The sequence below is a fragment of the Bradyrhizobium sp. B039 genome (assembly GCF_038965675.1).
Classification (GTDB): Bacteria; Pseudomonadota; Alphaproteobacteria; order Rhizobiales; family Xanthobacteraceae; genus Bradyrhizobium; species Bradyrhizobium diazoefficiens.
Map to the genome: position 1 here is coordinate 4,983,926 of NZ_CP152416.1, position 13,287 is coordinate 4,997,212.

General features: G+C 64.0%; 11 protein-coding genes. 4 read left to right on the forward strand and 7 right to left on the reverse strand.

Annotation, left to right across the window (positions count from 1 at the left end; translation table 11 throughout):
- Window position 1 precedes the first annotated feature (1 nt).
- The 7 genes from AAFG50_RS23295 to AAFG50_RS23325 form a co-directional block, all read right to left on the reverse strand.
- A complete protein-coding gene (locus AAFG50_RS23295) occupies window positions 2–1,282 on the reverse strand; it encodes a lipoprotein-releasing ABC transporter permease subunit (RefSeq protein WP_011087643.1) in 1,281 nt (426 codons plus the stop codon).
- 90 nt (window positions 1,283–1,372) lie between these two features.
- Window positions 1,373–2,692: a proline--tRNA ligase gene (gene proS / locus AAFG50_RS23300; RefSeq protein ID WP_011087644.1), complete on the reverse strand. Its 1,320-nt coding sequence runs from the start codon at window positions 2,690–2,692 to the stop codon at window positions 1,373–1,375.
- Between the two features lie 152 nt (window positions 2,693–2,844).
- A complete protein-coding gene (locus tag AAFG50_RS23305) occupies window positions 2,845–4,404 on the reverse strand; it encodes a CopD family protein (RefSeq protein WP_028171737.1) in 1,560 nt (519 codons plus the stop codon).
- Window positions 4,404–4,922, reverse strand: a complete 519-nt coding sequence (locus AAFG50_RS23310) for a DUF1775 domain-containing protein (protein WP_028171736.1) — start codon at window positions 4,920–4,922, stop codon at window positions 4,404–4,406. Before AAFG50_RS23310 ends, AAFG50_RS23305 begins: the two co-directional genes overlap by 1 nt.
- A 32-nt stretch (window positions 4,923–4,954) precedes the next feature.
- Window positions 4,955–5,476 (reverse strand): copper chaperone PCu(A)C, encoded by a 522-nt coding sequence (locus tag AAFG50_RS23315; protein ID WP_028171735.1) that lies wholly within the window; start codon window positions 5,474–5,476, stop codon window positions 4,955–4,957.
- 40 nt (window positions 5,477–5,516) lie between these two features.
- A complete protein-coding gene (locus tag AAFG50_RS23320; protein WP_063623007.1) occupies window positions 5,517–7,985 on the reverse strand; it encodes a TonB-dependent receptor in 2,469 nt (822 codons plus the stop codon).
- 84 nt (window positions 7,986–8,069) lie between these two features.
- Complete coding sequence (locus AAFG50_RS23325; RefSeq protein ID WP_028171733.1) at window positions 8,070–8,444, reverse strand: DUF2946 domain-containing protein; 375 nt, start codon at window positions 8,442–8,444, stop codon at window positions 8,070–8,072.
- 481 nt (window positions 8,445–8,925) lie between these two features.
- Between AAFG50_RS23325 and AAFG50_RS23330 the strand changes: the two genes are divergently transcribed.
- The 4 genes from AAFG50_RS23330 to AAFG50_RS23345 all read left to right on the forward strand — a co-directional run bounded on the left by AAFG50_RS23330 (window position 8,926) and on the right by AAFG50_RS23345 (window position 13,062).
- A complete protein-coding gene (locus AAFG50_RS23330) occupies window positions 8,926–9,330 on the forward strand; it encodes a globin (RefSeq protein WP_028171732.1) in 405 nt (134 codons plus the stop codon).
- Window positions 9,331–9,474: 144 nt separating this feature from the next.
- On the forward strand, window positions 9,475–10,497 hold the full coding sequence (locus AAFG50_RS23335; protein ID WP_028171731.1) for a sugar ABC transporter substrate-binding protein: 1,023 nt from the start codon (window positions 9,475–9,477) through the stop codon (window positions 10,495–10,497).
- A gap of 21 nt (window positions 10,498–10,518) precedes the next feature.
- Window positions 10,519–12,021, forward strand: coding sequence for a sugar ABC transporter ATP-binding protein (locus tag AAFG50_RS23340; protein WP_011087652.1), 1,503 nt, complete (start codon window positions 10,519–10,521; stop codon window positions 12,019–12,021).
- Window positions 12,022–12,033: 12 nt separating this feature from the next.
- Entirely contained in the window at window positions 12,034–13,062 is a 1,029-nt protein-coding gene (locus tag AAFG50_RS23345; protein ID WP_028171730.1) for an ABC transporter permease, read from the forward strand.
- Window positions 13,063–13,287 lie beyond the last annotated feature (225 nt).

Sequence of the window (13,287 nt, forward strand, 5' to 3'; positions counted from 1 at the left end):
CTCACTCGTACCGGAGCGCTTCGACGGGATCGAGGCGCGCGGCGCGCCACGACGGGTACAGCGTCGCCAGGAACGACAGCGTCAGCGCCATGATGACGACGGCCGTGGTCTCGCCGACGTCGATCTCGGCGGGCAGTTTCGACAGGAAATAGAGCTCCGGCGAGAACAGCTCGGTGCTGGTGAGCCAGGACAGGAATTGCCTGATGGATTCGATGTTGAGGCAGATTACGAGGCCGACGAAGAAGCCGACCAGCGTGCCGACCACGCCGATCGAGGCGCCCGTGATCAGGAAGATGCGCATGATCGAGCCTTGCGAGGCGCCCATGGTGCGCAGGATGGCGATGTCGCTGCCCTTGTCCTTCACCAGCATGATCAGGCCGGACACGATGTTGAGCGCCGCGACCAGCACGATCATGGTCAGGATCAGGAACATCACGTTGCGCTCGACCTGGAGCGCGTTGAAGAAGGTCGAGTTGCGCTGCCGCCAGTCGACCAGGAACACCGGCCGTGCCGCGGCTTCCGTCACCGCCTTGTTAAAGGCGACGATGCGATCGGGATTGGTGGTGAACACCTCGATCGAGGTGACGTCGTTGCTGCGGTTGAAATAGGCCTGCGCCTCCGCCAGCGGCATGAACACGAAGCCGAGATCGTATTCGGACATGCCGATCTCGAACACGGCGACGATCTTGTACGGCTTGATGCGCGGCGTCGTGCCCATCGGCGTCACCGCGCCCTTCGGCGCCACCAGCGTGATGCTGTCGCCGGCGTGCAGCGACAATTGATCGGCGAGGCGCCGTCCGATCGCAACGCCCTGCCCGTCGTCAAAGCCTTCGAGCGAGCCCTGCTTGATGTTCTTGGCGATCGAGGTGAGGTTGTTGAGGTCGTCGGAGCGGATGCCGCGTACCAGCACGCCCGAGGCGTTCCACGGCGAGGACGCCAGCGCCTGGCCGTCCACCACCGGCGCGGCGAGCCGGATGCCCTGGACCTGGCTGATGCGGTCGGCGACGTCCTTCCAGTCGGTCAGCGGCGATTCCAGCGGCTGGACCAGGATGTGGCCGTTCAGCCCCAGGATCTTGTCGAGCAGTTCCTTGCGGAAGCCGTTCATCACCGCCATCACGATGATCAGCGTCGCCACGCCCAGCATGATGCCGAGGAAGGAGAACCCGGCGATGACCGAGATGAATCCCTCCTTGCGGCGCGCCCGCAAGTAGCGCGCCGACAGCATCCACTCGAATGGCGCAAAAGGCGCGGTTTGCACGGTTTCGGTCATGGTTTCATCCATCGCTCGATAATCCCATGATTCGGGGTCAATTGTGGCCGGATTGGCGGCCGCGATATCGCGCGATGAACAATATTCAGCCGACCAGGCTTATCAGCCCACAAGTCTTGCGACCGCGTCCGCTGGCGACATGGTCTCGCGTGAGCCGTCGCTGCGGCGCTTGAGCTCGACCTTGCCGTCCGCGAGCCCCTTCGGCCCGATCATGATCTGCCAGGGAATGCCGATCAGGTCGGCGGCGGCGAATTTGGCGCCGGCGCGCTGGTCGGTGTCGTCATAGAGCACGTCGACGCCCTTGGCCTGGAGCTCCGCATAGAGCTTCTCGCAGGCCGCATCCACCGCGGCATCGCCCTGCTTGAGGTTCAGCACCACCGCGCGGAACGGGGCGACGGCTTCCGGCCATTTGATGCCGGCGTCGTCATGGCAGGCCTCGATGATGGCGCCGAGCAGGCGCGAGACGCCGACACCGTAGGAGCCGCCATGGATCGGCACGTCGACACCGTCGGGGCCGGCCACCATCGCCTTCATCGGCTCGGAATACTTCGTGCCGAAATAGAAGATCTGGCCGACCTCGATGCCGCGGGTGTTGAGCCGCTTGGCTTCCGGCACTTCCTGCTCGAAACGTGCGGCGTCGTGCACGTCCTCGGTCGCAGCGTAGACCGACGTCCATTGCTTGATGATCGGCGTGAGGTCGCTCTCATAGTCGACGTCCTCGCCCGGCACCGGCAGGTCCAGCACGTCGCGATTGATGAACACGCCGGATTCGCCGGTTTCGGCGAGCACAATGAATTCGTGGCTGAGATCGCCGCCGATCGGCCCGGTCTCGGCGCGCATCGGGATCGCCTTCAGCCCCATCCGCGCGAAGGTGCGCAGATATGCGACGAACATCTTGTTGTAGGCGACGCGCGCCGCCGCCTCGTTGAGATCGAAGGAATAGGCGTCCTTCATCAGGAATTCGCGGCCGCGCATCACGCCGAAGCGCGGACGCTGCTCGTCGCGGAATTTCCATTGGATATGATAGAGATTCAGCGGCAGGTTCTTGTAGGACTTCACATAGGCGCGGAAGATCTCGGTGATCATTTCCTCGTTGGTCGGCCCGTACAGCAGCTCGCGCTTGTGGCGATCGGCGATGCGCAGCATCTCCGGACCGTAGGCGTCGTAGCGGCCGCTCTCGCGCCAGAGGTCGGCGAGCTGGAGCGTCGGCATCAGAAGTTCCAGTGCGCCTGAGCGGTCCTGCTCCTCGCGCACGATCTGCTCGATCTTCTTCAGCACGCGGAAGCCGAGCGGCAGCCAGGCATAGATGCCGGCCGCCTCCTGCCGGATCATGCCGGCGCGCAGCATGAGCCGATGCGAGACGATCTCCGCCTCTTTCGGATTTTCCTTCAGGATGGGCAGAAAGAACCGCGACAACCGCATGGCAACACTCGGGGAATCAGTGAGGGGTTGCAGTGAAACCGGATTGGGAGCGAAAACACAAGACCGGGAATGAGGAAAAGCCGCTAACACGGCGGGATTCCTTGTCAATTTTCCGTCGACTTCAGGTTCTGCTTGAGCCGCAGCGGCGCCCCTTACGGCGTCACCTCAAGCTCGTCCTCGAGCGTGATCTTCTCGAAGTCGGTCACCAACGCATCGATCCGCACATGCCAGCGGCCGGCAAAGGGCAGCTCCACCTTGCCTACATGCCAATAGCCATCCGGCCCGAGCGAGGCGTCCCGCTCCATCGGCTCGATACCGCGCTCGGGCAGGCTCAGGGTCAGCGTCACCTCCTTGGCCGCCAGCGGCGTTGCTTCACCGGTCATGAGCTGGAGCACGAAGTCATCTACACCGGCCTTGCCCGGCGAAACCAGGACCTGGAACATCGCCTTGTCGGTATGGATGTGGACCACCAAGGGCGTCTCCGGGACGATGGTCCGCGGCGGCGGCGTGAAGCGCCAGCCGGCGACAACGGCAAGGATCGCGAGTGCAATCGCGCCTTCCAGCAGGATCGAGCGCTTGAGCGCGGGCGTTCCTTTCTCGCCCCGGGCGAGGGCCGGCGTCAACCGGAACCGATTCAGCGCGGCGAGCGCCAGCAATCCTGTGACCAACGCAAGCTTGGTCGAGAGAATCAGTCCGTAGCGGGTCTCGACCAGCGCTGCCGGCTTTTCGAGCTGAACGATCGCGAGTGCGAGGCCGGTCAAGGCCAGCACGCCGACCGCCAGCGCAGCGATGCGCGAAAAGCGGTTCACGACGGGAAGAGTCGCGATCGTCGGCTTCGACACCAGCGCGATGAGCGGCGCGAGAGCACCGATCCAGATGCTGACGCCGAGGCCGTGGAGAAAGATCGCCGGCCGGGTCAACGCCTCCGGCGGCGCCGTTGCAGCGTGCCCCGTCATGGCGAGCGACAGACCGACGCCGACGAGCGCGATGCTCGCAAGAGCACGCGCATACCAAGCGCTGCGCAACGCCATCAAGGCGAGCAGCATCGCGCCAATGGCAACCAGCAGCGCGGGGCCGGCGCTGGTCGCGAATGCGACCTTCCAGGGAGCAGCCGTCGAGAGAGCCGCTGGCGGCAGCCCGAGGAGATCGAGGCCCAACGCGCCAAGCGACGCCGTGGCACTCGGAATACCGATGGCGAGCGCTACGCGCGGAACGGTCATCCCGATCATCGACCACGCGATCCAGCGCGCAAAGAACACGCCGCCGACGCCGACGAACAGCCCGAGATAGAGACCGACCCGCGCCAGCCAGATCAGCGCGTTCAGCCCGCTATCCGTAGAGGTCGGAGGCTTCGTCGCCGTCGGCGTGCCAATCGAAAAGACCACCGATCCCGAGACGGGATGGCCGTCCTGCGAGATCACGCGATAGCTGACCACCGCCGTTCCCTGCGGCAGGTCCGGCGGCAGCGCGACCGAGATTGTCTCGCCCGATGCGCTGACGCTGGCATCGTCCCGCGCCCTGCCCGCGCCGTCGATCAGCAGAATCGCGCCCGGCGTCACCGCCTCGTTGAAGCGCAGCTCCACCGCCTTCGGCGCCGTTTTCAGGATGCTGCCACTCGCCGGCTCGACCGAGACGAGCGCGGCATGCGCCGACGCGCCGGTCGCGAAGCCGACAATCAGGAGCAGCGTCGCGAGCGCGGCGAGAACGCGCATCAGGGTTTTGGCAACAGCTTCACGCCAGGCGCGGGCGACTTGCCCTCGTGCGAATGCCCTGCCCCCTCCGCCGGAATTTCGATCCAGCGGCTGACGCCGGCCTCGCACTCCTGGACGACGGGAAAGTACAGGGTCGTGTTCGGCTTCAGCTTGTCGGTCAGCACCGTGTGCATGACGAACTCGTCATAGTTCTTGTCCGGCAGCTTGCCGCCGGACCACGACACCTCCTTGACGCCCGAGGCGAGCTTGTTGCCGTGATAGTCGTACTCGCTGGCATATTGGCCCTCGACGACATCGACGCTCCAGCCCGCCTTCGGCATCGGCTTCACCGCGATCACCCCTTCGGGGATCTGGACGCGGATCTTCACCGTGGGCGAGCCCGCGCAGCCGTGCGGCACGGCGAAGACGGCCTTGTACGACGCCCCCACACTCGCCTGCTTGCCCTCGAGGAAGACGTGCGCATTTGCCGGCGCTGCCGCAAGCACGCCGAGAAGGATCAGCCAGGTTCGCTTCGACATGTTCGGTCTCCCGAAGGTCCTGATCATGCTCGTCACATCTTCATTCCCGAATGGTCCGGCATTTTCTTCATCATGTGCCCGCCGTCGCCGGGCGCCTGCGCGCCGACGCCCTGGACGTCCAGGGAAACGGCGACCTTGCCGGCCTTCTCGAACTGAAGCGTCACCGGCACCTTGTCGCCCTGCTTGAACGGACCCTTCAGCTCCTGGAGCATCAAATGATAGCCGCCGGGCGCGAACTTCACGGTCTTGCCCGGCTCGATCACGAGCCCCTTGTCAAGCTGGCGCATCTTCATCACGCCATTGTCCATCGCCATCTCGTGGACCTCTGCCTTGCCGGCGATATCGGCGGAAACGCTGACCAGCTTGTCTGCCACTGTGCCCTTGTTCTCGATGGTGAGATAGCCGCCCGCGACCTTGGCGCCGCCCGGCGTCGCCCGGCTCCACGCCTGCGAGATGACGAGATCGCCGGCCTTGACGTCGTCGGCCGACGCGGGTGCGGCGAACACGACGGCCGAGAGCGCCGCCAGTGCGAAGATGCGTGAGAGCTTGTTCATGTCGTTACCTTTCTTGTCGTCGTTAACATCGCCCCACCCTTCAGAACGTGTACTTGCCGGCGAGAACGAAGGTTCGCCCCGGGAACGGATGGAACAGGAAGTACTGCTCGTTGAAGAGATTATCGATGCCGAAGTCGAACGCGAAATTCTTCGTCGCGTTATAGTGCATCTTCAAGTCCACAACGAAAAAGTTATCGAACGCGCCGTAAACGTGGGAGATGCGATCGGTGTTGTCCAGCGTCGAGTACTGCTTGCCGCTGTAGCGGGCCGCGACCGTATAGGCCCAATTCTCATTCGGCCTGTAGGTGACACCGAACTTGGCGCGCCAGTCGGGCACGTAAGGCACGCGCTTGCCGACGACGGTGGTCGCGCCCTTCCAGCTCGGGTCAGAGATGATCCGCGAGTCGACGTAGGTCACGCTACCAAACACCTGCAAGCCCGCGATGAGAACGTTATCCTTGTCGGCAGACAATTCTACGCCCTGCATCCGGATCGCGGCGACGTTGCTGATCGCTGTCTGCACAGACTGCGCCCCACTTGCGTCGGTCACCGTGGTCGACTGTGAGATCAGTGCATTGTTGGTCCGCTCGCCGAATACCGTGAGCCGCACCCGACCATCCACCCAGCGCCGCTCAAGATTGAGCTCGCCGGTGAAATCCTGCTCCGGCGACAGCAGCGGATTGGCAAGATAGGTGACGCCGTTGACGGTGATGTTTTGATAGAGTTCGGTGACCGTCGGATAGCGGTACGCCTCACCGAAATTCGCCGAGATATTCCAGTCCTTGTTCGGATCGAACGACAGCGACGCCTTCGGCGAGAAGTTGGTCGAGGACAGCCCCGGTTGCCATGTCGGCACAACGGACGTGATGACGCCGGCGCTGGTGGCCATGGTGTTGAGATTGAAGCCTTCAACTGCCTGCCAGCTCTCCAGCCGTCCGCCGAGTGTCAACTTGACAGTCGGGATGATCTTCCAGGCGTCCTGCACCCACAAAGCCCCAGTGCGCGTCTCGCCGACGCCGGTCGAATAGAGCTGGCCGTTGCCCGTCGATGGCGTGTTATACCAGACGCTCGAAGCATAGACCGGGTTTTCGAGCCGGTACCGGTCGCCGTGGATGCCAAAGCTGACCTCGTGCGCGCCGTCATAGCCCAGCGGACGCCAGATGCCCTTGGCGTCGGCGTTCTGCCAGTTGGTGCCATCCATCCGCGTCACCTTGCCGTTCAGGGAATAGCCAAGGCCCGGCGACGGCGAGACCGTATAGGGACTGACCTGGATGTCCTGGAGATAGTTGTAGCTTGAGGCCGCGAGGTCGAAGTCGAAGACACCCTTGGTATCGCTTTTGAGCGAGACGGCATTGCTCACATGGATCTGATCCCAGGTGTATTTGCTGTTGGCAAAGCTGCTGACGCCCCCGAAAGTCGGCAGACCCGTCACAGTCGACCTCAGATAGGTCTGCGGATCGGAGGTCTGGTGATTGTTCCAGATGCCGAACGAGTACGTCGCCTGCACCAGCGGCGTGATGTCGTAGGCGAGCCGCAGATTGCCCGAGGTCTGCTGCGAATGCGCCAGCGCGCCGGTGCCGACGACATTGGCGACACCACCTGCCTTGTTCTGGGCGGCGATCGTTCCCGTCGTGCCGGCAGGTCCCACCCCAAGCGTGGTGCCGAAGGTTGTGTAGCTCAACGGTTGCTGAAAACTGTCGAGGTAATTGGCGCTGACAAGCCAGGACAGCGCGCCGTCGCGATTACCCGCGGCCGCACTGGTCTGACTGGTCACGTAGGTGTCCTTGGTGCCGTACTGATTCCACGGCATCACCGACACCGTTTCCTTGGCGACCGCAAACGGCTTGTCCGGCATTTTTGACGTGATCAGCAGCACGCCGCCAATCGAATTGCCGGGATAGGCGGCCGCGAACGGACCGTTGAGGTAATCGACCCGCCCGATCGCTTCCGGCGAGATCAGGTTCCATCTTGGCGAGGAGTTCGTGTTGTTGTTGCCGATCAGCGCCGAGATGAGGAGGTCATCGTAGTAGACCAGCGTGCGCGCACTGGAGTTCAGCCCCCAGCTTCGCGTCGCGAGCACCGCCTGATTGTCGCCGTCGTTCCGCTTTCGCACGAACAGGCTCGGCATGTATTTGACGGCGTCCTCGGGGTCCTTGAGGTTGATCGTCTCATCGACCTCCTTCGCCGTGACGCTGAAGGAGCGCTGCGGCAATTGATAGCGCGCCACGGCGGCCGGCGGATCCAGCGACGCTCGGGCGCTGGCCGCTCCCTGCTCGCTGGCAACAGCAGGAGCCGCGCGCTCGCCGGCGGGCTTTGCCGACCGGTTCCTGGCGGCAGCCGTATTAGCGGCCGGCTTGCGTGGCTTGGGCTTCACTGCAGCGGGCGCGTCGACGGTCACCGGCGGCAGCACTGCGCTGCTGCTTTGGGCGAAGGCTCCGCTCGACGACGCAAGCAGCGCGGCCTGAACGGCAACGACGCTCACGCCACGGCGGGCATGGCAACGTAACATGAGGCATTCCTGACGCCGGCTTTCTTCCCGGCTGTTCGACAGCATCAGTCGCCAGCGGACGGACCGCGGCGACACCGAGGGTCGTCAGGAAAATCGAGGAGGCGCGCGCGCCTGAGCACTTCCGTCCTTATGGACGGAAACAGCGGATGCGTCCGCCACGTGCCACGCCACACATTCGGCATGGCGGAAGGGAATGGCGAGCGCAACCTCTGGCGGCGAATCGAGCGACGCATTGGCCTGGGCCAGGCAGCAGAGCGCGCACGCAGCACCATGCGCGGTTGGCGTGCCCGTCTGATCGTTCAGGCCGCCCTGTTCATTCGCACTGTGGCAGATGACGGCGGCCGACAGCGGATCGGCCACGGCCTGGCCGGCCGCCCAGCAGGCGGCGATCGGCGCCAGCACCTGCATCGCCAGGGCGAGCAGGACCAGGGGTAGGAATTTTTGCAGCCGTGCGCGCATCCGCCGAACCATTCGTTCGTGCGCTAACTAAACACCGCGCCGGGACCTGAGTCGAGGTCAGTTCCGCCGCCTTCTTGATCCAGCGCAAATTTGCCGAAAACCGTGGTCGGGGGCGCCCCATCCGGGGGCGGGTCCGGCATTTGAGGCAACCGATCCGCCCCGCCCATCCACAGATTTCTTATATTTGTCATATGCTTACATGGCTAAAAGCCCGATCGTTTCGTTAACTGCTCTTATTTTGAACAATCGTTGCCGAAAATGATGACAAGTGAGAAAAGTTGATCTAGCATCCCTCTTGCTCAGGCTGGCCGAGAGGTCGAAGTCTGGTGGTCCAAGTCTCGGGAGGAGCCCCTGGCGCGCAAAACGCAGCGTCGCCCCGTCAATCAAGAGCAAATCTTAGAATCGGGGATAATAGGGTCGACACAATTTTTGAGCGGGGCTAGGGCCCCGCTCTTTTTTTGTCTGCATGGCGCCTACGCCGATGACTATCTCCCCCAATCCGATCGAACAGAGCTTTGAACGCGCGGCCTCGCGCTGCGCGGATCTCACGCCGCTGGTCTACCGGCGTCTTTTCGACGAACACCCGGAAACGCGGACGATGTTCCGCTCGCAAGGCAGCGATCTCGTCAAGGGATCGATGCTTGCGCTGACGATCGAGGCGATCCTCGATTTCGCCGGGACACGCAGCGGACATTTCCGGCTGATCGCCTGCGAAATCGTCTCGCACGATGCCTATGGCACGCCGCGCGAGCTGTTCATCGCCTTCTTCGCCATCATCAGGGATACGCTACGCGACCTGCTCGGCGATGCATGGTCGGCCGAGATCGCGCAGGCCTGGGATACGTTGCTGACCGACATCGAGGCATACGTCGCCGTTCCGGCCTGACGCTTTGCGCTGCACCACCACGGCTCGCCGCGACGTTGCGCGCAATCGCAGATTGGGTGGCGTGAACTCCTCGATTGTGAGACACTTTCCGCCTCGGTCGCGCAATCAATGACGCGCCGACGCCAAAATCTATGGGAGCGAGCGATGTCCGGGACGAAAGATTTCTCGACGACGAGGCGCGATCTTCTTCAGGCGGCAGCGACCGCCGGCGCCGCAACTGCCATCCTCGGCAGCATGGGCATAAAGCCCGCATTGGCAGCCGAAGTCGGACGATCGGAGAAGCCGCTGAAGGCGGCGTTCTCCAACGCCGGCCTCCAGGCCACCTGGTGTGCGCAGGGCAAGCAGGCCGCGGAATTCTGGGGCAAGCTGTTCAACGTCGAAGTCACCTGGTTCGACGGCCAGCTCGATGCGGTGAAGCAGCGCGCCGCGATCGACAACATGGCCTCGCAGAAATGGGATTTCGTCGCGATCCAGGCCTTCGGCATCGGCACCCTCACCCAGCCCGTGCAGAAGATGATCGACGCCGGCACGCCCGTGATCGACATGGACACGCTGATCGCTCCGCTCGACCAGATCAACGTCCACTCCTTCCTCGCTCCCGACAACGAGTTCATGGGCGCCTCGGTGACGCAGGCGCTGTGCAACGCCATGGGCGGCAAGGGTAAGATCATCATGACGCAGGGCGCGCTCGGCCATACCGGCGCGCAGGGCCGCGCCAAGGGCTTCAACAACGTCGTCAAGCAATTTCCCGGCATCGAGGTGCTCGACACCCAGCCGGCCGATTGGGACGTCTCGAAGACCGCGCGCCTCTGGGAAACCTATCTGACGAAATATCCGCAGATCGACGCGGCGTTCTTCCACAATGACGACATGGCGCTGGCCGCTGCCAACATCATGAAGGCGCGGGGCCGCACCAACATCCTGATCGGCGGCGTCGACGCGATGCCGCCGGCAATCCAGGCGGTGAGCGAGGGCCGCATGTTCGCGACCGTGCGCAATCCGTCCTGCCGCATCCATGGCGGTGCGATCATCGCGGGCGTTTCCGCCGTCGTCGGCGGCGAGAAGAGCGGACAGGGCATCCCGAAGAACGTCGTCACCGACGGCCCGGTCGTGACCAAGGCCAACGCCGCCGGGATGCAGTGGATGCAGGATCACTTCCTGATCTGAGCCTCCAAGATCTGATCTGCAATGCGAGAGGATCGTTCGCCCATCCTGGAACTGCAAGGCATCACGAAGAGCTTCGGCGGCGTCGAGGCGCTTCGTGGTGTCGACTTCGCGCTTCATCCCGGCGAGATTCACGGTCTCGTCGGCGAGAACGGCGCCGGGAAAAGCACGCTGATGAAGATCATCGCCGGCGTGCACACCGAATTCTCCGGCCGTTTCCTGCTCGACGGGAAGGAGACCCATTTCCGCTCGACGCGCGACGCGCATGCGGCCGGCATCGCCATGGTGCACCAGGAGCTCTCTGTCGCGCCCGACCTCACGGTCGCGGAGAACGTCTTCCTTGGCAACCAACCGACCAACGCCCTCGGTCTGGTGCAGTGGCGGCGCATGGCGCGCGAGGCCGGCGAGCAGCTTGCCCGCTTCGGCATCGACGTCGATCCGATGAGCCGGCTCGGCGACCTCCCGATCGGGCTCCAGCAGCTGATCGAGATCGCCCGCGTGCTGTTCTCCGGCGCCCGCATCGTCATCCTGGACGAGCCGACCTCCGCCCTCTCCCCGCCCGAGGTCGAGCGGCTGTTCGCGACGCTCCGGCGCCTGCGCGAGGAAGGCACCGCAATCGTCTTCATCTCGCATTTCATCGAGGACATCTTGCTCGTGTCGGACACGGTGACCGTGTTCCGCAACGGACGGAAGATCGCGGAGACAGCGAGCGCGGCGACCAGCAAGGGCGCGCTGATCGAGGCCATGATCGGCCGCGGCGGCGAAGCGCTCGAGCATAGCTACACCGACGATCTGATGCTGCCCCAGCCGAGCGGCAGCTCGGTGGTGCTGAAGGTCGACCAGCTCTCGCTGGCGCGCAGCCTGAAGGACATCTCCTTCGAGGCGCGCGCCGGCGAGGTGCTCGGCATCTACGGCTTCATGGGTTGCGGGCAGCAGGAGCTGTCGCGCATCCTGTTCGGCAAGCTGAAGCCGGACGGCGGCACGCTCGCCGTCGAGGGCAAACCCAAGACCTTCGCCAGCACGGCGGCTGCGCGCCGCGCGGGCGTCGCGCTGGTGCCGGAGAGCCGGCGCGACATGCTGTTTCACCAGGAGCCGGTCTACAAGAACATCTCGATCAGCATTCTGGATCGCATCTCGTCGCTGCTGCTCAAGCCGGCACAGGAGCGCGACATCGCCAGGCGCCAGGTCGAGCAATTGCAGATCAGGCCGCCGGTGGTCGGCCTCGATCTCGGCATGCTCTCCGGCGGCAACCAGCAGAAGGTCGCGCTGGCGAAATGGCTGACCTATCCGCCGAAGCTGCTGGTGCTGTGCGAGCCGACCCGCGGCATGGACGTGGGCGCCAAGAACGACGTCATCAACATCGTCCGCGACCTTCGCGCCAGGGGGCTCGCGATCATCGTGCTGTCGACCGAGCCGGAGACGGTGCTGTCGCTGGCCGACCGCATCCTCGTGCTCAAGCGCGGCGCACTGGTGCGGGAATTTTCGAACGAGCCGGTCAGCAAGGACCGCCTGCTGGAAGCGGCGTGACGGAGAAGCACCATGGCGAGCAGTGAGACGGCCTTTGCTGAAGCTCATCGGGCGCGTGGTCTGGCGCCCTTCCTGCGCTCGCAGATGCGCAACATCGCGCCGTTCCTGACGCTGATCTTCCTGTCCGCCTTCTTCGCCTTCGCCAGCCCCTCCTTCGCCACGCTCGACAATCTCGGCAACATCCTGACGCAGGTGTCGGTGACAGGCATCATCGCCGTCGGCCTCACCTTCGTGATCCTCTGCGCCGAGATCGACCTGTCGATCGCCAGCATCGCCAACGTCACCGGCATCGCGGTTGCCTATTTCACGCTGCAAGAATCCTACGTCAACATCGCCAACATCCCCCTGCCCGGCGCGGTTGCGATCATCCTGTCGATCCTGCTCTGCGCCCTGCTCGGCCTCGTCAACGCGCTGGGCCTGACCGTGATCGGCATCCCTTCCTTCATCATGACATTGGCGATGATGCAGATCGCCGCCGGCATCTCGGCGCTGCTGGTGCGCGGCCAGATCGCCTACAAGGTGCCCGGCCTGATCACGACGCTCGGCTCCGGATCGATCGGCGGCATCCCCTGGATCGTCATCGTCGCGGCCATCATGCTGCTCGGCGGCCATCTGGTGCTGACCTACACGCGCTTCGGCCGCTACGTCTACATGGTCGGCGGCAACCGCGAGGCCGCCGAATATTCCGGCCTCAACGTCAAGTTCATCCTCGGCGCGGTGATGGTGATCTCGGCGGTGTGCTCCGGCATCGGCGGCATGCTGGGCGTCGCCCATTTCGGCAGCGCGCAGCAGAACGAGTTCGACACCTATTTGCTCGACTCCATCGCCGCCGTCGTGGTCGGCGGCACCAGCCTGTTCGGCGGCCGCGGCGGCATCGGCAACACCATCGTCGGGCTCTTCGTCCTGGGGGTCCTGAATAACGGCCTCGACCACGTCAACATCGACAGCTTTTTGAAGATCCTGATCCGTGGCCTGATCCTGCTGGCGGCCTTGATCATCAACGTCTACGCCCAGCGGTTGAGGGAGAAGGCGGCGGAGTAGCCAGCCCTCAAAACAAAAAGCGCGAAAACAACCCCATGCACAGTAGACACTGTGAGGAAGTTCAGTCGCTTACCAAACTCGCGACTGCGCGAGTGCGACCGCACCGACATTTGACCCGTCGGGCAAAACAGGTGCAGGATGTCATCGTTGCAACTGGTACGTCCGTGCAGCTTTCCAAGACCGCAGGAACAATGATCCGTCATCCCCGCGCAACGGCGAAGCCGT

Bases quoted from the DNA above. Each gene is read 5' to 3' on its own strand.
- AAFG50_RS23295 (WP_011087643.1), bottom strand. From the start codon at position 1,282: ATGGATGAAACCATGACCGAAACCGTGCAAACCGCGCCTTTTGCGCCA.
- proS (WP_011087644.1), bottom strand. From the start codon at position 2,692: ATGCGGTTGTCGCGGTTCTTTCTGCCCATCCTGAAGGAAAATCCGAAA.
- AAFG50_RS23305 (WP_028171737.1), bottom strand. From the start codon at position 4,404: ATGCGCGTTCTCGCCGCGCTCGCGACGCTGCTCCTGATTGTCGGCTTC.
- AAFG50_RS23310 (WP_028171736.1), bottom strand. From the start codon at position 4,922: ATGTCGAAGCGAACCTGGCTGATCCTTCTCGGCGTGCTTGCGGCAGCG.
- AAFG50_RS23315 (WP_028171735.1), bottom strand. From the start codon at position 5,476: ATGAACAAGCTCTCACGCATCTTCGCACTGGCGGCGCTCTCGGCCGTC.
- AAFG50_RS23320 (WP_063623007.1), bottom strand. From the start codon at position 7,985: ATGTTACGTTGCCATGCCCGCCGTGGCGTGAGCGTCGTTGCCGTTCAG.
- AAFG50_RS23325 (WP_028171733.1), bottom strand. From the start codon at position 8,444: ATGCGCGCACGGCTGCAAAAATTCCTACCCCTGGTCCTGCTCGCCCTG.
- AAFG50_RS23330 (WP_028171732.1), top strand. From the start codon at position 8,926: ATGACTATCTCCCCCAATCCGATCGAACAGAGCTTTGAACGCGCGGCC.
- AAFG50_RS23335 (WP_028171731.1), top strand. From the start codon at position 9,475: ATGTCCGGGACGAAAGATTTCTCGACGACGAGGCGCGATCTTCTTCAG.
- AAFG50_RS23340 (WP_011087652.1), top strand. From the start codon at position 10,519: ATGCGAGAGGATCGTTCGCCCATCCTGGAACTGCAAGGCATCACGAAG.
- AAFG50_RS23345 (WP_028171730.1), top strand. From the start codon at position 12,034: ATGGCGAGCAGTGAGACGGCCTTTGCTGAAGCTCATCGGGCGCGTGGT.